Here is a 22369-nt window from a genome sequence, read left to right on the forward strand (position 1 = left end):
GTATGAAAGTAGCCAATCGCCGCCAGAACCTGCTCGATTTCATCCACGCCAATCCTAATGATGCCAATGTCGAAACGCTCTGTGCGTTGCTGGGCGTATCGGAGGCTACCGTGCGCCGCGACCTTACGGCACTGGCCGAGCAAGGGCTGGTCATGCGCACGTATGGCGGCGCCTCTCATCTCGGCGCGCGCGAGCCAGAATTGTCGCTGGAAGAACGCAGCAGCCAGTGCGCCGCCGAAAAAGCCCGGATTGCTCGCGCGGCCCTGGCGCATGTGCAGGATTTCGACACCGTCATGCTCGATGCGGGCACCAGTACCGCAGCGCTCGCCCGTTTGCTCAATGAGCGTCAAGGCCTGCATGTGATCACCAACAATCTTCTGGCGATGCCGCATTTACGCTCGCTACCTGGGGGCAAGGTCACGTTGCTGGGTGGCGATTTGCGTACGGAAAGCATGTCGACCATGGGCCCCGCCGCGCTGGCCATGCTGGAGCGGCTGAGTGCCGACAAGGTTTTCGTCAGCGCCGATGGCGTGGTTGCCAACCGGGGCCTGTGCGAAGCGAGTGCAGAGCAGGCTTATCTGAAGGAAAAGATGCTGATGCAAGCCAGCGAAATATTCGTGCTTGCCGATGCCAGTAAGCTGGGACGTGATCACCAGCAATTCTGGGCTCCGCTGGAAGGACGCTGGACCCTGATCACCGATGCGGCCACCGACGCCCAACTGCTGCCTTTCCAATCCTGTGGCCGGGTGAAGATTGAACAAGCGGTTCAGCGGCCCTGCCCCTGATAGCCTGCCAGCGGTGCCCCGTCCAATAGGACACACCTGCACGCTCGATTTAGCTATGCTAAGGCTCTTTTCGCGTGCAGCTTTTCATGGAATAGAGAATGACCCAACGATCCGTAATCAATGCTTCCGTCAGCCCCAAGGGCAGTCTTGAAACCCTTTCCCAACGGGAAGTGCAGCAACTGAGCGAAGCCGGCTCCGGCAGTATCTACACACTGTTCCGCCAGTGCGCCCTGGCCATCCTCAACACCGGCGCGCATGTCGACAATGCCAAAACCATCCTCGAAGCCTACAAGGACTTCGAAATCCGTATTCACCAGCAGGACCGTGGCGTGCGCCTGGAACTGCTCAATGCCCCGGCCGATGCCTTCGTCGATGGCGAGATGATTGCCAGCACCCGGGAAATGCTCTTCAGCGCCCTGCGTGACATCGTCTACACCGAGAACGAGCTGGGCAGCCAGCGCATCGACCTGGAAAGTTCCCAGGGCATCACCGACTACGTCTTCCACCTGCTGCGCAACGCCCGCACCCTGCGCCCCGGCCTTGAGCCGAAGATGGTGGTGTGCTGGGGCGGCCACTCGATCAGCAGCGAGGAATACCAGTACACCAAGAAGGTCGGCCATGAGCTGGGCCTGCGCAGCCTGGATATCTGCACCGGCTGCGGCCCGGGCGTGATGAAGGGGCCGATGAAAGGCGCAACCATCTCCCACGCCAAGCAACGCATCACCACCGGTCGCTACCTGGGCCTGACTGAACCGGGCATCATCGCCGCCGAGGCGCCGAACCCGATCGTCAACGAACTGGTGATCATGCCCGACATCGAGAAACGCCTGGAGGCGTTCGTGCGGGTCGGCCACGGCATCATCATCTTCCCGGGCGGTGCCGGTACGGCGGAAGAGTTCCTCTACCTGCTGGGCATCCTGATGCACCCGGACAACCGCGACCTGCCATTCCCGGTGATCCTCACCGGTCCGAAGAGCGCCGAAGCCTATCTGCAACAGTTGCACGCCTTCGTCGGTGCGACCCTGGGCGAAGCGGCGTACCAGCACTACCAGATCATCATCGACGACCCGGCGCAGGTCGCCCGGGAAATGGCCCTGGGCCTCAAGGCGGTCAAGCAGTTCCGCCGCGAACGCAACGACGCCTTCCATTTCAACTGGCTGCTGAAGATCGACGAGGGCTTCCAGCACCCGTTCGACCCGACCCATGCCGCCATGTCCAGCCTCAAACTGCACCGCAACCAGCCGGCCCACGAACTGGCGGCCAACCTGCGCCGGGCGTTTTCCGGGATCGTCGCGGGCAACGTCAAGGACAAGGGCATTCGCCTGATCGAGGAGCACGGCCCCTACGAAATCCACGGCGATGCCGAGATCATGCAGCCGCTGGACAAACTGCTGCAGGCCTTCGTCGCGCAACACCGGATGAAACTGCCGGGCGGCGCGGCGTACGAGCCGTGCTACCGGGTCGTCAGCTAAGCGCCCACGCTGGAGTCCTTGCCCATCGCGCTCGACGGTGGGCAAGACCTCACCTTCACCGGCTTCAATCAGGTTTGCAGCGCCTTTCCATGAGGGTGCTGGCAATCCCTGTCGCAACTAGCTGTAGGAAATCTCGACGGCCTGGCTCCAGCGATTGGAGGCCAGGGGAAAAACCACCATTATTGACCCTCCCACCGTTGACATCGGGAGAGCTGATTCCGTGAACACCCCTCTGCATTACAAAGGCTATTACGGTTCCATAGAGGCCTGCATCGAAGACTACTGCCTGGCCGGCAAACTTCAGTTCATTCGCGCGCTGGTGAACTATCAAGGCCAGACCGTGGCAGAGCTGGAAGCCGCGTTCAAAGAGGCCGTGGACGACTATCTCGAGACCTGCCAGCAGTTGAAGCAGGCTCCCGAAATACCGTGCAAGGGCTCATTCAATGTTCGGGTCGGCCATGACCTGCATCTGGCTGCGGCCGTGAGCGCCAGCCGACAGAACGTGACACTCAATGACCTGACCCGCCAGGCGCTCAGCGAGTATCTGCAGCGTCGCGCCTGACCCAATCGCCGATCAGCGACTCGCCACCACGAACAGGCGTGGGAACGGCAGCAGCACGCTGCCATCGGGCAATGCCGGATAGGCTTCGCTGATAGCCGCCAGGTAGCGCTCCAGGTAGGCGGCTTTTTCAGCCTCGTCCAGTGGCGCCAGGTAGGGCCGCAAGGCGGAACCCTTGAACCACTCAACGACCGCATCATGGCCGCCGGCCAATGGATGGTGGTAAGTGGTGCGCCAGACATCCACACTTGCGCAGTGCGGTTTCAGCAGTTCGTAGTAGAACGTCGCATCATGCCGCGGTGGATGCCGTACCGCGCCGATCTTCGCGGCCCAGGGGCCCTCTGCCGCCACCTCCCGTGCCAACCGGTGGGAGGGTTCCTGCATGTTGTCGGGAGTCTGCACCGCCAGGCTGCCGCCACCTGCCAATCGGCTCACCAAGCGCGGATACAGGCTGGCATGATCCGGCAGCCATTGCAGCGAGGCGTTAGCGAGAATCACATCGAACGTCTGCTCCGGGTTCCAGGTGGCGATATCGGCCAGTTCGAAACTCAAGCCGGGCAAGCGCGACCGGGCACTGACGAGCATGTCGTCGGAACTGTCCAGACCGGTGACCCGCGCCTCGGGAAAGCGCTCGGCCAGCACTTCAGTGGAGTTGCCGGGTCCGCATCCCAGGTCGACCGCCACCTGCACGCTACGGGTCGGGATCGCCGCCACCAGATCACGCACAGGGCGGGTGCGTTCGGCTTCGAAAGTTGAATATTGCTTGGCTGACCAGGTCATCATGCTTCCTCTTGTATTCAGGGAGTGCGCACAGCGTAGGTCTTGCAAAGCATGATGACAAATGCCAATAATGACGCACTGCCATACCTTCAAGGTATTGAAATGCTCGAATTGCGTCGCCTGCAGGCGTTTGTCGCCATCGTCGAAGAAGGCCACATCACCCGGGCGGCCGAACGCCTGCACATGCAACAACCGCCCCTGACCCGCCTGTTGCAGAAGCTCGAAGCCGAGATGGGCGTCGCCCTGATGGAGCGCCTGCCCCGCGGTGTACGCCCGACCAGCGCCGGCCTGGCGTTGCTGGAAGAGGCCCGGGAACTGCTGGCACGCGCCGAGGCGGTAGCCGAGGTGGTCCGTCGCGCCGCGCGTGGCGAACAAGGCCGTCTCGGTATCGGCTTTACCAGCTCGGCAGCGCTGCATCCGTTCGTGCCTGGAGTGCTGCGACACTTTCGCGAAGCGTTTGGCGGTGTCTCCGTGGCCCTGGAGGAGGCCGGCACTGGCGAGTTGATCGATGCGCTGGTGCATGAGCGCCTGGATGCGGCGTTCGTGCGTTCGCCCTTGAGCGGTACCCCCAACCTGCAGGCCGAACCGATCCTGACCGAACCCATGTTGCTGGCGCTGCCGATGGACCATCCGCTGGCGCAGGACGCCCACACGGCTCTGCCGCTGTCGGCCCTCGCGGGCGAAGCCTTCGTGCTGTATCGACGTCGGGTCGGGCTGGGGCTGTACGACGCCATCCTGGTGGCCTGCCGAGAGGCGGGCTTCAGCCCCCGGGTGATCCAGGAAGCCCCCCGCATGGCCGCGACTTTGAGCCTGGTCGCCGCAGGGCTCGGCCTCTCCATCGTCCCCGCCTCGATGCAACGCCTGCGCGGCGATGGCATTGCCTACCGCCCCCTGGCCGAATGTCCGGGACTGATCGCGCCGCTGCACCTGGCAACCCGGGTGGGCGACAGCTCATCGGTCCTGCAACGCTTTCGCGAACTGGTCACCCAGGCGGCCGCAGCCGAACACTGAGGTTCCCCTCAATGCACTCGCCCGCCCCCAAATGACCACTCATCCGCCGCCGTGGTGGTGATCACCACCATCACATCCTCCGGGTACAGCCGCAACGCCCTTGGGGCGATGCTTGGAGATTGACAAACCCGACGCCAACTCTTAAAACTGAAATCCTTATCCAGGGTGTAAACAAATATGTCCGCAACGCTCAACACTTTCGCTACCGCCGCTGGCTTGAACGCCAAGGTTGTCGCGTGCGTTGCGTTTGCCCCTAAATCGAAGAAACAGTCGCTCATGTGACCGGGGCGCGCTGTCCCGTCAGATGAGCTGACAGGACATTGAGCGCGACGGACACCCTCCCTCCTCCCAACTTCCTTGCATGCTTCTGACGGTGACGAAACGGTCAACCATCAGGAGAAAGTTCATGTCATCGTTTCAAGGTATCTGGGTTCCCCTCGTCACGCCGTTCATCAACCAGGCCGTCGACTTCGTCGCTCTGCGCCGGTTGGCCCGCCATCTGCTGGAAAGCGGCGTCGACGGTCTCGTCGTCTGCGGGACCACCGGGGAAGCCGCTGCGCTGGGCAAACACGAACAACTGGCGGTACTCGATGCCGTGCTCGAAGTGGCCGCGCCCCACCAGGTAGTCATGGGCCTGGCTGGCAACAACCTGAGCGAGCTGCTGCAGTTCCAAAGCGAAATACTCAGACGCCCGGTCGCCGGCCTGCTGGTGCCCCCGCCCTATTATATCCGCCCCTCCCAAGCCGGCCTGCAGGCGTTTTTCAAGACCGTTGCCGACGCCTCCAGCGTACCGCTGATTCTCTACGACATTCCCTATCGCACCGGGGTGAGCTTCGAACAGGCAACGCTGCTCGACATCGTCGCCCATGAAAATATCGTCGCCATCAAGGACTGCGGCGGCAACCTGAACAACACCCTGGCGCTGTTGGCCAGCGGCAAGGTCGATGTGCTGTGTGGCGAGGACAACCAGCTCTTCAATGCCCTGTGCCTGGGCGCCACCGGGGCGATTGCCGCTTCAGCGCACATTCATCCCGAGTTGTTTGTGCAGTTGCACCGGCAAGTGCGGGACCAGCAGCTCGCTGCCGCCAGAACCACCTTCTTCCAACTGACCCCGTTGATTCAAACCCTGTTCGCCGAACCCAATCCCGCTCCCGTGAAAAGCGTCCTGGCCCTGCAGGGGCTGATCCGCGACGAACTGCGCGCGCCCATGCTCGCCAGCAGCGGTGCCCTGGTCGAGCGTCTGCAAGGCATTCTGGCGGCACTCAAGCAGGTCAGTCGCTGACGTCGTGAGTGGTGAGTCCATTTGCAATGGTGTGCGCCTCCATGAATTTGATCCACTCCGGCATGACCCCTATGCTTGTTTGAAGAACGTGCTCACGCGCCTGCCAGCACAGCGGGCGAGTGAGATTTACGGTCTGCTGCCGCATGAATAGATGCCGGCTTGGCTACACAATCCAAGCGCTGCTTGCTCTCTCAGCGACCGATGACCCCGAGGTGGGTAAACGTGAAACCTTGTGGCGACTTCAGACCGTAGCCCAGCATTCGGTCGAAGCCCGCATGGGCGAGCCACAGAGCACCCACCGCAGCGAGCGCAGGCATCGCCCCTATCAATCCGGCCGCGAGCAAAGCGGCACCAACGCCATACAAATGAAGGGTGTTATAACAATAAGCGCCCACCTTCGGCCCTAATGCATAACCCAGAATGCTCAAGTCGGGCATGAAAAAAATCACCAACGCCGTCCACCAGGTGAAGTCATGACCGGCCTGCCAAAAGAGCAGAACGCCGGTCACCCATAAAAGCCCGCCCTCCACACGTTGCCATGGAACGGTATGCGGTGCCGATGGCGCTAAATGAGACATGAAAGTTCTCCAGGGATTGAGCCTTCCATTCTGTTCGATACACCGATAAAGCATGATCGTCTAAGATCACATACTTGCCATACAAAAATGGATAGTCTTGTGATTCAACGCGAACCCAGCTGGGAATGGTATCGGACGTTTCTGGCCGTGCTCGAAACCGGCTCATTGTCGGCTGCCGGACGGGCAATGGGCATCAGTCAACCAACCGCTGGACGGCACATTGATGGCCTTGAATCCGCTCTGGCACTGAAACTGTTTACCCGTTCATCAGATGGCTTCAGCCCCACCAGCGCTGCTTATGAAATCGCGCCCTATGCCGTCAATCTCGCGGCCATGTCGGCCGCCTTATTGCGCAAGGCCAGTGAAGGCAACAGCCATGTCCGTGGGACGGTGCGGCTGACCGTCAGCGAGGTGATTGGCGTTGAAGTATTGCCGCCAATTCTGTCGACATTGCGCAAGCAACACCCTGAGCTTGTGGTAGAGCTGATTCTTTCCAATCAGGTTGATGACTTGCTGCGCCGAGACGCAGATATCGCGGTTCGGATGCACAGGCCCAGTCAAAATGCGCTCATAGCCAGACAGGTCGGCGCTATAGAGGTCGGGCTGTATGCCCATCGCAGTTACCTGGAAACTCGCGCAAGCCCCAATACACTGGAAGATCTGGTCAGCCACACCCTGATTGGCTTCGACCGAGAGAGCGCCTTTATCCGCGGATTCCTCAAGCAGTTTCCGATATTTGCACGAGAGCGCCTGGCGTTTCGCGCCGACAGTGACCTTGCACAATTGGCAGCCATGCGCGCCGGCTTCGGAATTGTTGTATGCCAATCGGCAGTTGCCGCCCGCGACTCAGCGTTGATTCGGGTCCTTCCCTCGGCATTCTCACTGCATATGGATACATGGGTCGCGATGCATGAAGACCTGCGTAACAGCGCTCGCTGCCAGGTTACGTTCAATGCCATCGCCCAAGGGTTACGCGAATACTCGCAGAACAACTAGAGGCTTAAAGAGCGCGCGCATCAGTCATGGCAACGCCATGAGCTGGGCCTTGCGGGTGACGCAGCCACCTGGGGCGTGCGCGTCGAGCCCCGGCACCTGCGACGAAACGGCGCTGTCCCCTACAGCGGATTGACCCGTTAAAAAAACCACCATATAGTGTGCCGACTCAAAGAAAAACACTACATGATGTGCCACGCTTCTCCTACGGCACCTATCATCACCCTGGCTCACCAGGGTTTGCCGATTGCCTGCTTGTGCTGTGAATCCTGTTGAACGGGAGTTCCAAACACGTGTCTACCTGCCTGATCAAAAGGCAGTGAACCAGGCCTACAAACACCCCTATTTACAAGGAATATCCGATGCTCAGCTGGGACGAATTCGACAAGGAAGACGGTGAAGCGGCAGCCAAGGGCGCCCTTGCCGGCACGATCACCGAAGCCACCCTCGATCGCCTGGACAGCGCCGGTGGCGCCGCCGCCCTCGAAGCCCGTGCCGTGACCGCCAGCGACTCCGCCGCGATCATCCGTGCCAAGGCTGCCCTCGATGCACTCGACGTCGCCGAAGGCCTGGCTGAACTCGAAGGTGCCTCGGCCCGTGTCGCGGTCGACGAGAAGCGAATGATCAACTGCCGCGCCGACCTCAACCAGCTCGTCCCCTTCAAGTACGACTGGGCCTGGCAGAAATACCTCGACGGCTGCGCCAACCACTGGATGCCGCAAGAGGTCAACATGACCGCCGACATCGCCCTGTGGAAAGACCCCGAAGGCCTGACCGACGACGAACGTCGCATCGTCATGCGCAACCTGGGCTTCTTCTCCACCGCCGACTCCCTGGTGGCCAACAACCTGGTGCTGGCCGTCTACCGCCTGATCACCAACCCCGAGTGCCGCCAGTACATCCTGCGCCAGGCCTTCGAAGAGGCGATCCACACCCACGCCTACCAGTACTGCATCGAATCGCTGGCCATGGATGAAGGCGAAATCTTCAACATGTACCACGAGATTCCATCGGTCGCGAAAAAAGCCACCTGGGGCCTGAAGTACACCCGTTCGATCTCCGACCCCAAGTTCAATACCGGCACCGTCGAGACCGACAAGGAACTGCTGCGCAACCTGATCGCCTACTACTGCGTGCTGGAAGGCATCTTCTTCTACTGCGGCTTCACCCAGATCCTCTCCATGGGCCGCCGCAACAAGATGACCGGCGTGGCCGAGCAGTTCCAGTACATCCTGCGCGACGAATCCATGCACCTGAACTTCGGTATCGATGTGATCAACCAGATCAAGATCGAGAACCCGCACCTGTGGGATACCGAAATGAAGGAAGAAGCGACCCAGATGATCCTGCAAGGGACTCAACTGGAGATCGAATATGCGCGTGACACCATGCCTCGCGGGGTGTTGGGCATGAACGCGGCGATGATGGAGGATTACCTGAAGTTCATCGCCAACCGTCGTCTGTCGCAGATTGGTCTGAAGGAAGAGTATCCAGGGACGACCAACCCGTTCCCGTGGATGAGCGAGATCATGGACTTGAAGAAGGAGAAGAATTTCTTTGAGACCCGTGTGATCGAGTATCAGACCGGTGGTGCGTTGAGCTGGGATTGATTCGTTCCCGGCTTGGATCGCTGCACTGGAAGCCCTGACTTGTTCAGGGCTTTTTCTTGGGGGTATCGCTAGTGGCCTCTTCCCGAGCAAGTCGGGTCGCCACACCACGCACAGCCCAACCTTCGGGCCCAATACCTGCCCTAGGCGCAATGCACTGCTCATTGCCGACGCGACACCGCCAGCAGCTATGACTGCTGCGAAAACGTCCCCAATGCCGATCGCACGAAAACGCCAGGCGTGCGCCGTATTCCTGTAACACTTATTTCTCGACCGATTCGAGAATAATTCAGGCCATTTAGGGGATTTTTCCTACAGATTCCCCGTTGATTCAGTTGCCTCCGGCGCCTAATGTTTTCGCGTTGCTGCCAATTCAGCAACCGGGCTTGGACACCCGTATTTTTTTGGAAGAAGAAGTCGCACAATGCCGCGCGAGCGGTACTCTTGTGTCCGCTTTATGGCGGACTGTGCGCGGGACACTCCTCGGAGTGTGCCGGGTTTCTTCTTCCCCGGTTGTCCAAACCTGCGCACGGTTCGCCACCCTTTCGCTTGGACACGAAAGACGGCGCGCTTCCCAAGGTACTACCGAAGAAGAGTTTGCCGATGACCAAGAAAATCACACCCGACCCGCCGCCCTGCCGTACTTCGAGTCCGACTGAAAAAAGCGACTTCCTGCGCAGCGCCATGTACAGCGCCCTGGACCAGATCAACTCGGACCCGCCCGAGCCACTCGACGCCCTCGCCACAACCGCCTTCAACATCACCAGCGACTCGACCAGCAAGCCCACACTTTTTGCCATTCAGCCAGGCGTCACGGCCAAGGTTGCCTTGGCCCATGTCTCGGACCTGCTCAAGACCGCCGAACTGAACGCCGACGAAATCGGCCCGCACCTCGACGGTGTTGACCGCGACCTGTTCAGGGGCGTACTGCAATCGCTGGAGCTGTCGCGGGCAATCGTGGACTCGCTGTTGGCGGGAACACATCTTCAACCTTCAGCCTGACCCGTACCATCAGCAATCGTGCTACCTGATGGTCCTGTATTCGGCGCAGTCCAGTATTCGTCATGCGGCACAACACCTGTAGGAGCCGGGCTTGCCCGCGAAGCTTTGGATTTAGCTTTTGATCTTGATCTTGCTTTTGACCTACCGGCCCCGCCCAGCAGGCTGAGCGCAGGTTCTGTTTCGAGAGTCGCCCGGCAGGGATGCCGGGCGAGCCGTGTTGGGCCATGGATGGCCCGTCACGGCGTGCTCTCGAAACAGGACCGGAGCGAAGGAACCCTCGCGCAGCGAGGGCCGAATGGAGGGGCAAGCGTTTTTTGGTTACTTTTTTTGGCGTCTGAAAAAAAGTGACTCGCCGTAAGGGCGAAACCGTAACATCAGCTAACCAAACAAACGGATATGTACACCGACAAACACAGCCATCCCACACCAACAAGCCGCTAGACGCGCCCTTTGATGACTCAGCTCTGCTTGGCCCCCATATACAGCTCAAAGTTCTTGATGTGATCATCCAGATTATCTTCGAGCATCAACCGATACTGATCACAGAAATACTTGAGCATCGCCTCCCGCGCCTGAGCCATCTCCTCGCCGGACTTGAAGTTACGGGAACTGACCCAGGCATTGAAACGCGTGGTCCCAAACATCATCGAGGCATTGACCTTGCCAAAATTCTCGACCTGCTTGAGTTGCTCGTTGGACAGATTGATATGCTCGTCCGCACGGTCATAGAACGATTCGTCGATGGTTTCTGACATGGCAGGCTATCTCTGGAGGGTAAAACGCCCTATGGGACCAGCCTTCCCACCGCCTGTCCAGAGCAGTTCATCCAGCCAGCCGCCCAGCCACCTCCGTGGCCACCTCGATAAAGGCCCGCGCCGCCGCACTCTGATATCCCCCCTTGCGCCGCAGAATCGCCGCCGTGCGTTGCAGTCGCAGCGGCTCCAGCTCGATCGCGACCAGGTCCTGATGCGCCAGGGTGATGGCCGCCGGTAACAGGGTCGACAACCCGGTCCTGCGCACTACCTCGATCACGGCCCCAATCGTATTGGCCTCCATGTGCACACACGGACCAATCCCGTGCAGGCGGCAATAGCGATCAATCTGCTCACGGGTGGCGAACTCGGCACTGAGCAGCACCAGCGACTCGGCATTCAAGGCCTCCAACCCGATACTGCGCTGCCCGGCCAGCGGATGCCGGGCGCTGACCACCAGGGCCAACGTCTCAACCAGCAAGGGCTCGGCCTCGATGTCCTGCGCCCGCACCTCTTCGAAAGCAATGCCCACATCCAGTTGGTCAGCCAGCAACTGCTCCTCCATCGACTCCTGGGCACTCTCCCGCACGTTCAGGGTGATGTTCGGATAGCGCTGATGAAAGGCCTCGACCAGCGGCCCGACCAGGTACGTGGTGAAGGTCGGCGTCACCGCCACCCGCAGCGACCCTCGACTCAGGTCACCGACGTCATGTAGTGCACGCCTGGCTTCTTCCAGCTGCAGCAAGGCCCGACGGGCATAGCGCAGGTAGACCTCCCCGTGATCGGTCAACCGCGTGACACGCCCGGAACGGTCGAACAACTGCGCGCCCAGGCTCTCCTCCAGTTGCCGCACCTGCTGCGACAACGCCGGCTGGGAGACATGCAGGGTCGCTGCCGCCCGAGTAAAACTGCCGTGTTCCGCCACCGCGAGAAAGTACTGGATGTGCCGGGCCAGCATGGCCTCACCCCATAAGATTATCTGATGAAAATCATAATAAATTAGACTTTTACCTTATGCCATGCACTCAGTAACTTCTGCCCCATCGCAACGCGAACCAGAGGACTCAGCCATGAAAGACATCATCGAAAGTTTTCTGAAATGTCAGCGTGACGCCTTTCCGCAACGCATCAATCTGTTCCGGGACCTGACCGACCACCCGGATGCACGTGCCGCGTCCCATTGAGCTTCAATCACTGAACGCCTGTTTCAGCCACGGAGATAACACCATGATCCAATCGCAAATCAGCCAGAACGCCCGTCTCGCCCTGAGCGAGGTGATTCTTCTGGCCAAGGCACGCAAGGACCTGTCCTTCGCCGAGATCACCCAGGGCACCGGTCTGTCCGAAACCTTTGTCACCGCTGCCCTGCTCGGCCAGCATGCGCTGCCGGCCGCTGCTGCCCAGGTAGTGGCCGACAAGCTCAGCCTGGACGCCGATGCCGTGCTCCTGCAGCAGAGCATTCCGCTGCGCGGCAGCATCGAGAATCGCGTGCCAACCGATCCGACCATCTACCGTTTCTACGAGATCCTGCAGGTCTACGGCACCACGCTGAAGGCGTTGGTCCACGAGAAATTCGGCGACGGCATCATCAGCGCCATCAACTTCAAGCTGGATATCAAGAAAGTCGAGGATCCGGAAGGCGGCTCGCGCGCCGTGATCACCCTGGATGGCAAGTACCTGCCGACCAAGCCGTTCTGATCCGGAGCTGAAACGGTCCGGACGCCCTTGTGGCGCCGGACCTGGCAGGGTTGGAGCACTCGTTAATGCCGTGGAGGCTAGACGCCTGGAAAATGGAAAGAGTTGTCTACTTTGATCGCGCTGTAGACATTCTTGTTTTCAACTGACCTGTAGCGGAACTTCCCGCTGCTCAGCTCAAGAATTTGGTACGCATCCTCAAGACTCGCCATGCCTGATGGCGCAGGTATGAACTTGGAGTCCACGACCACACCCTTGGTGATGGTGAAAAAGATATGCCCAGCTGTGCCCCAATAACCAGCCTCTTGTTCTTCCTCTGCCTTGCCATCCTTGTCGATGATTCGAAAGCTGACGGTAAAAGTACCGTTTGCACGGTACTCGGCAACTTCCATAACATGCCCACCTTCAGTCGTCGGCGTATTGCTGTACCACCTGCCAATCAGCAGTGGCCGCTGTTTTTCCTGAAGCCCATGCCCCGACTTTTCGAGTTCTACGGGTGCCTGTTTGTTGTTGCAACCCGATAGGCAAACCAGTGCCAGGGCAACACAGAGTGCTTTAATCAATCATGGCTCCTTGAAAGAGAGTCGGACAACCCGCTCGCGGCGCAGATTATCCGGCAAGACATCAAATAGCCACCACCCATTTCGGATAGCCATTCCCAGTCCCATTCCTCTCAACTAGGCCTGAAGAAAGCGCTGCTCAATAGTCCCACGCAGAACCGTCTCCACCTGCCCACTCAGAATCACCCCACCACGGCCATCCCACGTCACCCGCACCGTACCACCGTCGCACTGCACCTCGACATGACTGTCCAGCAAACCACGACGAATGCCACCGACCACCGCCCCACAGCAACAAGAGCCCGAACCCTGCGCAATGCCACCACCACGTTCCCAGATGCGCAGGCGGATATGACCACGGTCGATGACCTGGACAAAGTGCACGTTGGTCTTTTTCGGAAACAGCGGATCGGTTTCGATCCCCGGCCCCAGTGCGGCCACATCGATGGCTGCAATATCCTCGACAAAGAAGGTGCAATGAGGATTGCCCATGCTGCAGGCCACCGGGCTACCGGCGATGGGCAAGACCAGGGTGTCCATGGACTCGGCCAGCGGCACGTCCTGCCAATCCAGCGACGGCTTGCCCATGTCCACCGAAATCCACCCGCCCTCCTCGCGCGCGCACGTCAGCAAACCGCGATTGCTCCTGAGCACCACCGAAGAGGTACCCGCCTCGCGCATCAACGTATCGGCCACGCCACGGGTGGCGCTGCCGCAAGTGTCGAGGGGCGAACCATCAGGGTTCCAGAACACTACGCGGGCTGCGGCATCCTCACAATCGAGCACCACCGCCAACTGATTGAAACCGATGCCACGATTACGATCGCCCAGGCGCCGGGCCACCGCACTGGTGATGGGATTACTCTGGCCACGGCGGTCAATGATGACGAAGTCGTCGCCATGGGCATGCATTTTCACAAAGCTGAGGCTCATATGCGGTCCTGTCTGCACTCGGGTATTTTCCGCAAACAACGATACGGGCTCGACGGCTGGCCCATCATCCTTGCGTACAGGGGTCCGGCTGGGCTGGCGCCCGCAGGTCCTCCAGCAGTTGCACGAACACCGAGAGGTTCTGCGACACCGTGCCCCGGCGCCAGATCAGCCAGGTCTGCAGAAAGCGAAAATCCGGCGACATCGGCCAGACACTGACGGTGCTGCACCCCGGCATGCTTTCGAGCATGCTGCGCGGCATCATCGCCAGGCCGGCACCGGCACTGACGCAAGCGAGCATGCCGTGATACGACTCCATCTCGAAGATCTTGCCGGGTACCGCCGCGTCATGGCTGAACCAGCGCTCGAAGTGATGACGATAAGAACAGTTGGCCCGGAACGCATAGATGCTCTCACCGTTCACATCCGCGCCACGGGTGATCGGCGCATGCTGCAAAGGCGCGATGATCACCATTTCCTCATCGAACACCGCCACACCCTCAAGAGTCGGGTGCAGGATCGGGCCGTCGACGAACGCCGCCACCAGGCGCCCGGACAGCACGCCTTCGATCATGGTCCCCGACGGGCCGGTGGACAGGTCCAGCTCGACCTTGGCGTATTGCTGGTTGTAGGCCGCCAACAGCGCCGGAATCCGCACCGCCGCCGTGCTCTCCAGCGAACCGAGGGAAAACGGCCCCTGGGGTTCTTCCCCGGACACCGTCAGGCGCGCCTCCGCCACCAGGTCGAGAATACGCCGGGCATAGTCCAGAAAGCTCCAGCCCGCCGGTGACAGACGCAGGCGGCTCTTCTCGCGGATGAACAGTTCCACCCCGAGGTCCTGCTCCAGTTGCTTGATGCGCGTGGTCAGGTTCGACGGCACACGGTGGATCAGTTGTGCGGCGGCGCTGATGCTGCCCTGCTCGGCAACGGCCTTGAAGATTTCCAGTTGGACCAGATCCACGTCATTCTCCATTCGTGAATGAATGACTCAATATTATTCAGTTTCCAGAAAAATAACAGCCCCGTACTCTGGCCCCATAACCCACCCAGCAGGACGGTGCCATGACGACTGTGTCGAACCAGACCCACGCAATTTCGATCAATCCTTTCAATGGCGAGCAGATCGGCCACTATGCCTATGAGTCCGCCGAGCAGCTCGATGCGGCGCTGGCCCGCTCTGCCAAGGGCTACGCCGGCTGGCGCCGGACCAGCGTCGCCCAGCGCGCGCAGTTGATGATCGCCCTGGCCAAGGCCCTGCGCGACAACGCCGGGCAGATGGCCGAGATGATCAGCCTGGAAATGGGCAAACCGATTACCCAGGCCCGTGGCGAAGTCGAGAAATGCGCCCAGTTGTCCGAGTGGTACGCCGAGCAGGGCCCGGCCATGCTGGCGCCCGAGCCGACCCTGGTGAAGAACGGCAGCGCCTGTATCGAATACCGCCCACTGGGTGCGATCCTGGCCGTCATGCCGTGGAACTTCCCGATCTGGCAGGTGCTGCGTGGCGCGGTCCCGACCCTGCTGGCCGGCAACACCTACGTGCTCAAGCATGCGCCGAACGTGATGGGCAGCGCCTATCTGCTGCTCGATGCGTTCAAGCGCGCCGGTTTTCCGCAAGGTGTTTTCGAGGTGATCAACGTCACACCGGACGGTGTGTCCAAGGCCATCGCCGACCCGCGTATTGCTGCCGTGACCCTGACCGGCAGCGTGCGCGCCGGCACCGCCATCGGCTCCCAGGCGGGCGCGGCCCTGAAGAAATGCGTGCTGGAGCTGGGTGGCTCCGATCCGTTCATCGTGCTCAATGACGCCGACCTCGACGCGGCGGTACAGGCAGCGGTGATCGGCCGTTACCAGAACACCGGACAGGTCTGCGCCGCCGCCAAGCGTCTGATCATCGAACAAGGCGTGGTCGAGGCGTTCACCCGCAAGTTCGTCGAAGCCACCCGCAAGCTGGTGGTGGGCGATCCGCTGTCGGCCGAAACCTATATAGGGCCGATGGCCCGTTTCGACCTGCGCGACGAACTGGATCAACAGGTCCAGGCGACCCTGGCCGAAGGTGCGACCTTGCTGCTGGGCGGTAAAAAAGCCGAAGGCACCGGCAACTTCTACGAGCCGACCGTGCTGGCCGATGTCACCGAACAGATGACCTCGTTCCGGCAGGAGCTGTTTGGGCCGGTGGCTTCGATCATCACAGCACGGGATGCGCGCCATGCGGTGGAGCTGGCCAATGACAGTGAGTTCGGTCTGACCTCGACGATCTACACCGCCAATGTCGACCTGGCGCAGCAGATTACCGGTGAGCTGGAAACCGGTGGGGTGTTCATCAATGGTTACAGTGCCTCCGACCCGCGCGTGGCCTTCGGTGGTGTGAAGAAGAGCGGTTTCGGCCGAGAGCTGTCGCACTTCGGCGTGCGGGAGTTCTGCAATGCGCAGACGGTATGGTTGGACCGTCACTGATCCGAACTGAGCCGGTGATTGGCAGGCTCACCCTGCTATCAACTTATTCACTTTGTGGCGAGCGGGCTTGTCGGGACGCCGCTCGCCACCTGCGTGGCATCCTCCCCCCAAAATATCATCTGATCCGTATTTTTATTCACTACCTGAATCTGTATCGGGATCAGATTTCCCCTGACAATAAGTCACCGCCCGACGTCTCGGGCCGTGCTTGAGGGGAGAGTTCGATATGACCCGGTTTTCGCTGCACCACAATTCCTTGGCTCAGGAGTCCTGAAATCATGGGCAAGATGGCAATTTTCCTCGGCGGTTTCCTGCTACTGACTATCGGGATCGGCCTGCTGGCCACCATCTCGCCGATGTAAACGGCAGATGATGACTGCGTAGGTTGTCCGCATCAGGCGTGCAAAGGGTTGATCCCGCAGCGCACGCCTGATCATCGGCACCACCGGCCCCTTCACTCTGGATGAGGGGGCATCTGTTTTGGCGCCAGGTCGACGATCCAGGGTTCGAAGCGCTGGCCGAAGGCAACTGTCACGTTGAACCCGAACGTGCCATTCTCGCCCTCCTCGTAGCGTTGCCCTTTTATCTGCTGCCGGATCGGCTCCAGTATCGTCCTGAAGGCGGCAGGTACATTGATAGTCTCCGTAGCGACCTCACTGACGCGGCCCGTCAGCAGCCGTGGCCGGTTTTCATTACTGGCAAGAACCAGGGGGGCAATCCTGCCGGGAATGATCAGGTACCGAGTCGTATCCTCGTACTGTTTGCGTAATGCCTGGGCGTCCAGGCCAGCGTCAATCAGAAACAACCGACTGGCACTGTACGACTCGATTGCCAGCGCTCGACGGGCTTCGGCCAAGCCGTTGTTCGAGGCCTCTAGCGCGATGGCTCGCGATAAGCGCGCCTGCGCCTTTTCAAGGGCTTGCTGATATGCGGGACCATTGAACTCGAAAACCAGGAACACCGGCCGGGAAATCCGCTTCAGGTAACTGTGGCTCCCGGACTGAATATCGGAGAGTTTCGAGAGATCGAACCCCAGGGCCGCCAGCTTCTCCTTGTTCAACCAGTCAGTCAGGCCTGCAGAGTCGGAGTTGCCATACTCTTGCGCATACAGACCCCGCAGACGCAGGCGCAGCGCCAGACCGCTGTTGTCGGCGTCATTATCGTAAGGCAAGTACAATTCGCGCTGCGACAGACTCAACAACGCTTGCGGCGTCCCGCTGCGGTTATAGGCTACCCCGAGCAAAACCACCACCTGGGTGGCGAGAATCAACATCACGCCAGCAATCAATGTGTGACGGCTTGTCCACTTGCTCATTGGGCACCTCCGGACTGCAGCGCCCGCAGTTTCTTGAGCGCCACCAGCAGCAACACGGCAGCCAGGCCGACCAGGAAAAAGAACAAGTACTTGGGCAAGCTCTCCCACCACCAGTCATAGAACTTGGTGAACAGGAAGATCACGAAGAAGGTCACGCCGGTGTTGACCACATCCGGCCAATGCCGGCGGACGCCAAGCCAGATTGTCGCCGCGCTGAGCAGGAAGCCCGCCACCTGATAGCCCTGGGCGATCCGCCTGGGGTCGAACGCCAGGTAACTGCCCTCTCCCCAATTGGCCAAGGCCAGCACCGGCACCAACACGGCCAGGAGCGCCGACACCCGATAGGTCATCGCAAACCCCGGGAAGCGTCGCTGCGGCATGAACCGTGCGGCAAGAGCGAGCAACACCGCTGCCGGAAAGAAGTTTTCCGGACTGCTTCCCAGGTCCAGCCAATACATCCCCGCCCAGGTCCCCACTCGCGCCGCCACAAAACCGGCCAGGCAGACAATCGCCGCCAACAACAGCAGGCGCAGATTGCAGCTATAGGCGAGCAACAGGGCGAAGATCCCCCAGACAATGAAGGCCTTGTCGGAGGGGGTGATGTTGAAGATCTGTCCCAGCATGCTGACCGCGAGGACAAAACAGGCAAACGCCACCATGGCCGCCAGTTTGCTGAAGTAGCCACTGCTGTCGCGACCTTGCAGCCAGATCGTTGCGATAAAGGTCAGCAACGGTGCCAGCAGCAACGTAACGGTCTGGGCCACGGTCGAGAACGTACCCCAGAAACGGTAGAAGAGAAAAAACACGCTGGCCGCCAATGCCAGCGCGCCAAGAAACGAGGTGATGCGCATGCCCATCGACAATTGCCGCGAGCGGCTGGTCAGGTCGATGTCGAAGGCACTGTGGTAGCTGGCGAGCAGCTCCTGGTGATGAGCCGTCAGACCATGCTGCTGCTCGGGGGACAACTGCAGCGCGCCTTCACGTTCGAGTCGTTCCAGTTCCAACTGGAACACTCGGATGTCGTCGGCGCGCTGCTGGGCTTCTGTCTGGGTCAGTACACTCATTGGGCATTCCATTGTCCGGGGGCGAGTCCGATAGAGCGCTCGCTGCCCCAAGTGCCAATGCTATGCCCAATCCCACTCCAGAGCGACCCGTTCCTTGCTCCCCCTGAAGCCACACCTGCCAAAGTGGCAAGCGGGCTCACCACAAAGGGGGGGATGGCGCCGGGATACTCAGGCCAGCTCGCTACGCAACTGGCGCGCAGCACTCACCATGTGCACCAGCGCCGCCTCGGTTTCCGGCCAGCCGCGGGTTTTCAGGCCGCAGTCCGGGTTGACCCACAAACGCTCGGCCGGAATTCGCTGGGCGGCCTTGCGCAGCAGGTTGGCCATCTCGGAAACGTCCGGTACCCGTGGCGAGTGAATGTCGTAGACACCCGGGCCAATCTCGTTCGGGTAGGCGAAGGCTTCGAAGGCGTCCAACAGCTCCATGTCCGAGCGCGAGGTTTCGATGGTGATCACGTCCGCATCCATGGCGGCGATGGACTCGATCACATCGTTGAACTCGCTGTAGCACATGTGCGTGTGGATCTGGGTCTCGTCACTCACACCGCCCGCGCACAGACGGAAGACTTCGGTTGCCCAGTCCAGATAGTGCTGCCACTGGGCCTTGCGCAGCGGCAAGCCTTCGCGCAAGGCCGCTTCGTCGATCTGCACGATCCTGATTCCGGCCGCTTCCAGGTCCAGCACCTCGTCACGGATCGCCAGCGCCAATTGGCGGGCCTGCACTTCGCGGGTCACATCCTCACGGGGGAAGGACCACATCAGCATGGTCACGGGACCGGTGAGCATGCCCTTCATGACCTTGTCGGTCAGGCCTTGGGCGTACTGGATCCACTCCACGGTCATGGCTTGCGGACGGCTCAGGTCACCAAAGATCAGCGCCGGTTTCACACAACGCGAACCATAGCTCTGGACCCAGCCGAAACGGCTGAACGCATAGCCATCCAGTTGCTCGGCAAAGTACTCCACCATGTCGTTACGCTCGGCTTCACCGTGCACCAGCACATCCAGTCCCAGGTTCTCCTGGATCTGCACGGCATGGCGGATCTCGCTCTGCATTGCCTCGACATAATCGGACTCGGTCAGCCGGCCCTGCTTGAACGACTGGCGAGCCAGGCGGATGGCGGCGGTCTGCGGAAACGAGCCAATGGTGGTGGTCGGGAACAATGGCAGGTTCAGACCCGCGCGCTGTTTCTCGATACGACTGGCGAATGGCGACTGGCGCTGGCTGTCCCGGGCGCTAATGGCCGCCACCCGGGCCTGCACGGCCGGTTTGTGAATACGGGGCGAGGCGGCGCGGCTGGCCTGCACGGCACGGCTGTCGGCCAGGGCCTTCTGCACCTCCGCCGCTTGCGGTTCATTCACCGCCCGGGTCAGCACGGCAATTTCTTCACACTTCTGCACGGCGAAGGCCAGCCAGCTTTTCAACTCGCCATCGAGCTGGTCTTCACGCGCCAGGTCAACCGGGCTGTGCAGCAGCGAACAGGAAGGTGCCACCCACAGGCGATCGCCCAACCGCTCATGAGCGTGCTGCAATACAGCCAGGGCTTTTTCCAGATCGCAGCGCCAGACGTTACGGCCATTGACCACGCCCAGGGACAGGATCTTGTAGGCCGGCAGGCGGTCGAGAATGGTCGGGTACTGGTCCGGGGCACGCACCAGGTCGATATGCAGACCATCGACCGGCAGGTTGGCGGCCAGGCCAAGGTTCTCCTCCAGGCCGCCAAAGTAGGTGGCGACCAGCTTCTTCAACGGGTCGCGCTGAATCAGGTTGTAGGCCCGCTCGAAGGCGTTCTTCCACTCTTGCGGCAGGTCGAGGACCAGGATCGGCTCATCGATCTGCACCCATTCCACGCCCTGCTCGGCCAGGCGCTGGAAGATCTGGCCGTATAACGGCAACAGGCGATCGAGCAGGTCGAGCTTGTTGAAGTCACCGCCCTTGGCCTTGCCCAGCCACAGATAGGTCAGCGGACCGATCACCACCGGCTTGACCTGATGGCCCTGGGCACGGGCTTCGGCGACCTCCTCGAACAGTTGCTCCCAGCCTAGCTGGAAAGACTGGTCGGCACTGAATTCGGGGACCAGATAGTGGTAGTTGGTGTCGAACCACTTGGTCATTTCCTGGGCGTGAGCACCGCCACAGCAACTGTCGCTGACACCACGGGCCATGCCGAACAGAGTCTGCAGGGTGGCCTTGCCATCGTGGGGACGAAAACGCTCGGGGATCACGCCGAACATCAGCGAATGGGTGAGTACCTGGTCGTACCAGGCGAAGTCACCGACCGGCAGCAGCTCGATCCCGGCCTGTTTCTGCAGGTTCCAGTGGGCCTTGCGCAGCTCGGCGCCCACGGCGCGCAGGCCGGCCTCGTTCAATTCGCCCTTCCAGAAAGCTTCCTGTGCCTTCTTCAGTTCGCGGTCGCGGCCAATGCGCGGAAATCCAAGGGAATGGGCCAAAGCCATGACAAAAACTCCTGTGTGTTGATGGGAGCTATTGTCGGCATTTGCTACGTTGTGAGACAAACTCATTTTAATCTTGATGATCGAGAGTTTTACTCATGCAGCATATATAACCATCCCCGCCAGTTCGTCGCCGTCGGCGAGGTAAAGACGCCTCGGCTCACAGTGCCTCCGGCAGATCGAAGCCAGGATCAGGGACGACCGGTGGCGTATAAACCTCGCTACCGCCCTGTTCCAAGGCGAGCCGCTGACGGCGCCATTGAGTGCCTCTTCAAGCTCTGAAGGGGGGTGAACGTCATGGCATACCGTTTCGGCCATACAGGCGGAAGCCGGCACGCTGGCTCAGGCGCTCGTAATAGGCACTGACCGCGGGAAAATCCGGGTGAGCCAGCGGCGTTTCAAACCAGCGATTCACCGACAGCCCGATCGGGATGTCAGCCAGGGAGAACTCGCGCCCGCTGACGTACGCACCCGTGGTGTCGAGTTGCCTTTCCAGAATTGCCATGTGCCTGGTCCATTGGCGGCACCCTTCTGCCAGCGCCTCAGGGTCCTGATGGGCAGCGCTTTGCCTGATCAGCGACAGGAAGGCATAACCCCAGGACTTGTTGAAGTCGGTGGCCTGCCAGTCCATCCATTGATCCACACGAGCCCTGGCCTTTGCGTCGGCGGGATACAGATGCAAGGCATTGGTCCGGTTCGCCAGATACCGGATGATCGTGTTGGACTCCCACAACACGAAGCCATCGTCATCTATCAGCGGCACCATCGCGTTGGGATTCAGTGCCATGAATTCGGCAGTGCCGGTATCCCTGAAACCCGAGCCCCAGTCCTGGCGCTCGAAAGGGATCTGCAACTCGGCACAGGTCCAGAGCACCTTGCGAACATTGATCGATGAGGCTTTACCCAATATCTGCAGCATTTCATCTCCTTATGACCAGGGCATGCAGACGCCATATCTGTCGACATTATCCCTACAAGAACGAAACATTAAACGACAGCGGTCATTTGACTCAAGAACTGTTTAAAAGAATTGCCCAGACCTTCATGGCAGGCTATTTTGTCCGACAGACGCAGGA

21 protein-coding genes and 1 pseudogene are annotated in these 22369 nt (G+C 60.5%); 10 read left to right on the forward strand and 12 right to left on the reverse strand.

Features of this window, described 5'->3' with window-relative positions; translation table 11 throughout:
* Positions 1-2: 2 nt before the first annotated feature.
* The 3 genes from BLU37_RS24405 to BLU37_RS24415 all read left to right on the forward strand — a co-directional run bounded on the left by BLU37_RS24405 (position 3) and on the right by BLU37_RS24415 (position 2819).
* Positions 3-785 (forward strand): DeoR/GlpR family DNA-binding transcription regulator, encoded by a 783-nt coding sequence (locus tag BLU37_RS24405; RefSeq protein ID WP_090209775.1) that lies wholly within the window; start codon positions 3-5, stop codon positions 783-785.
* A 98-nt stretch (positions 786-883) separates the two neighbouring features.
* A complete protein-coding gene (ppnN, locus tag BLU37_RS24410) occupies positions 884-2257 on the forward strand; it encodes a nucleotide 5'-monophosphate nucleosidase PpnN (protein WP_010445463.1) in 1374 nt (457 codons plus the stop codon).
* Between the two features lie 220 nt (positions 2258-2477).
* Complete coding sequence (locus tag BLU37_RS24415) at positions 2478-2819, forward strand: type II toxin-antitoxin system HicB family antitoxin (RefSeq protein ID WP_090209777.1); 342 nt, start codon at positions 2478-2480, stop codon at positions 2817-2819.
* A gap of 12 nt (positions 2820-2831) precedes the next feature.
* Here the strand turns inward: BLU37_RS24415 and tam are convergent, their stop codons facing one another.
* Positions 2832-3596, reverse strand: a complete 765-nt coding sequence (gene tam / locus BLU37_RS24420; protein WP_090210998.1) for a trans-aconitate 2-methyltransferase — start codon at positions 3594-3596, stop codon at positions 2832-2834.
* 102 nt (positions 3597-3698) lie between these two features.
* On the opposite strand from tam, the gene BLU37_RS24425 reads away from it, so the two are divergent.
* Complete coding sequence (locus tag BLU37_RS24425) at positions 3699-4607, forward strand: LysR family transcriptional regulator (protein WP_172833053.1); 909 nt, start codon at positions 3699-3701, stop codon at positions 4605-4607.
* 8 nt (positions 4608-4615) lie between these two features.
* Here the strand turns inward: BLU37_RS24425 and BLU37_RS29590 are convergent.
* Positions 4616-4708: pseudogene (locus BLU37_RS29590) on the reverse strand (tautomerase family protein); the annotation flags it as partial.
* A 305-nt stretch (positions 4709-5013) separates the two neighbouring features.
* Between BLU37_RS29590 and dapA the strand changes: the two are divergent.
* Positions 5014-5889, forward strand: coding sequence for a 4-hydroxy-tetrahydrodipicolinate synthase (gene dapA, locus BLU37_RS24435; protein ID WP_090209781.1), 876 nt, complete (start codon positions 5014-5016; stop codon positions 5887-5889).
* A gap of 191 nt (positions 5890-6080) precedes the next feature.
* Here dapA and BLU37_RS24440 read toward each other — a convergent pair whose 3' ends face one another.
* The gene (locus BLU37_RS24440; protein WP_090209783.1) at positions 6081-6467 is read right to left on the reverse strand and encodes a DUF4260 domain-containing protein; all 387 of its coding nucleotides are present in this window, start codon (positions 6465-6467) and stop codon (positions 6081-6083) included.
* A 99-nt stretch (positions 6468-6566) separates the two neighbouring features.
* Between BLU37_RS24440 and BLU37_RS24445 the strand changes: the two genes are divergently transcribed.
* The 3 genes from BLU37_RS24445 to BLU37_RS24455 all read left to right on the forward strand — a co-directional run bounded on the left by BLU37_RS24445 (position 6567) and on the right by BLU37_RS24455 (position 10069).
* A complete protein-coding gene (locus BLU37_RS24445) occupies positions 6567-7463 on the forward strand; it encodes a LysR family transcriptional regulator (protein ID WP_232000387.1) in 897 nt (298 codons plus the stop codon).
* Positions 7464-7822: 359 nt separating this feature from the next.
* Entirely contained in the window at positions 7823-9070 is a 1248-nt protein-coding gene (locus tag BLU37_RS24450) for a ribonucleotide-diphosphate reductase subunit beta (protein ID WP_090209787.1), read from the forward strand.
* A gap of 600 nt (positions 9071-9670) precedes the next feature.
* Positions 9671-10069, forward strand: a complete 399-nt coding sequence (locus BLU37_RS24455) for a DUF6124 family protein (RefSeq protein ID WP_090209789.1) — start codon at positions 9671-9673, stop codon at positions 10067-10069.
* Between the two features lie 458 nt (positions 10070-10527).
* On the opposite strand, the gene BLU37_RS24460 is transcribed toward BLU37_RS24455, so the two are convergent.
* The gene (locus tag BLU37_RS24460) at positions 10528-10824 is read right to left on the reverse strand and encodes a DUF3144 domain-containing protein (protein WP_090209791.1); all 297 of its coding nucleotides are present in this window, start codon (positions 10822-10824) and stop codon (positions 10528-10530) included.
* 67 nt (positions 10825-10891) lie between these two features.
* Complete coding sequence (cynR, locus tag BLU37_RS24465) at positions 10892-11779, reverse strand: transcriptional regulator CynR (RefSeq protein ID WP_090209793.1); 888 nt, start codon at positions 11777-11779, stop codon at positions 10892-10894.
* A gap of 269 nt (positions 11780-12048) precedes the next feature.
* Between cynR and cynS the strand changes: the two genes are divergently transcribed.
* A complete protein-coding gene (gene cynS / locus BLU37_RS24470) occupies positions 12049-12519 on the forward strand; it encodes a cyanase (RefSeq protein WP_090209795.1) in 471 nt (156 codons plus the stop codon).
* 77 nt (positions 12520-12596) lie between these two features.
* Here cynS and BLU37_RS24475 read toward each other — a convergent pair whose 3' ends face one another.
* From BLU37_RS24475 to ptrR, 3 genes are all read right to left on the reverse strand, one after another.
* Positions 12597-13079 (reverse strand): hypothetical protein, encoded by a 483-nt coding sequence (locus tag BLU37_RS24475; RefSeq protein WP_029531089.1) that lies wholly within the window; start codon positions 13077-13079, stop codon positions 12597-12599.
* A gap of 114 nt (positions 13080-13193) precedes the next feature.
* Positions 13194-14009, reverse strand: a complete 816-nt coding sequence (gene dapF / locus BLU37_RS24480; protein ID WP_090209797.1) for a diaminopimelate epimerase — start codon at positions 14007-14009, stop codon at positions 13194-13196.
* Between the two features lie 64 nt (positions 14010-14073).
* On the reverse strand, positions 14074-14967 hold the full coding sequence (gene ptrR / locus BLU37_RS24485) for a putrescine utilization regulator PtrR (RefSeq protein ID WP_090210999.1): 894 nt from the start codon (positions 14965-14967) through the stop codon (positions 14074-14076).
* A gap of 101 nt (positions 14968-15068) precedes the next feature.
* Between ptrR and BLU37_RS24490 the strand changes: the two genes are divergently transcribed.
* Entirely contained in the window at positions 15069-16460 is a 1392-nt protein-coding gene (locus tag BLU37_RS24490) for an aldehyde dehydrogenase family protein (RefSeq protein WP_090209799.1), read from the forward strand.
* Positions 16461-16914: 454 nt separating this feature from the next.
* On the opposite strand, the gene BLU37_RS24495 is transcribed toward BLU37_RS24490, so the two are convergent.
* From BLU37_RS24495 to BLU37_RS24510, 4 genes are all read right to left on the reverse strand, one after another.
* Complete coding sequence (locus BLU37_RS24495; RefSeq protein WP_232000389.1) at positions 16915-17733, reverse strand: DUF4824 family protein; 819 nt, start codon at positions 17731-17733, stop codon at positions 16915-16917.
* A gap of 38 nt (positions 17734-17771) precedes the next feature.
* Complete coding sequence (locus tag BLU37_RS24500) at positions 17772-18839, reverse strand: DUF2157 domain-containing protein (protein WP_090209803.1); 1068 nt, start codon at positions 18837-18839, stop codon at positions 17772-17774.
* 168 nt (positions 18840-19007) lie between these two features.
* Positions 19008-21296 (reverse strand): 5-methyltetrahydropteroyltriglutamate--homocysteine S-methyltransferase, encoded by a 2289-nt coding sequence (gene metE / locus BLU37_RS24505; RefSeq protein WP_090209805.1) that lies wholly within the window; start codon positions 21294-21296, stop codon positions 19008-19010.
* A 292-nt stretch (positions 21297-21588) separates the two neighbouring features.
* Positions 21589-22212 (reverse strand): glutathione S-transferase family protein, encoded by a 624-nt coding sequence (locus BLU37_RS24510; RefSeq protein ID WP_090209807.1) that lies wholly within the window; start codon positions 22210-22212, stop codon positions 21589-21591.
* Between the last annotated feature and the right edge of the window lie 157 nt (positions 22213-22369).

Origin of the sequence: Pseudomonas asplenii (assembly GCF_900105475.1) — a bacterium.
Taxonomy (GTDB): domain Bacteria; phylum Pseudomonadota; class Gammaproteobacteria; order Pseudomonadales; family Pseudomonadaceae; genus Aquipseudomonas; species Aquipseudomonas asplenii.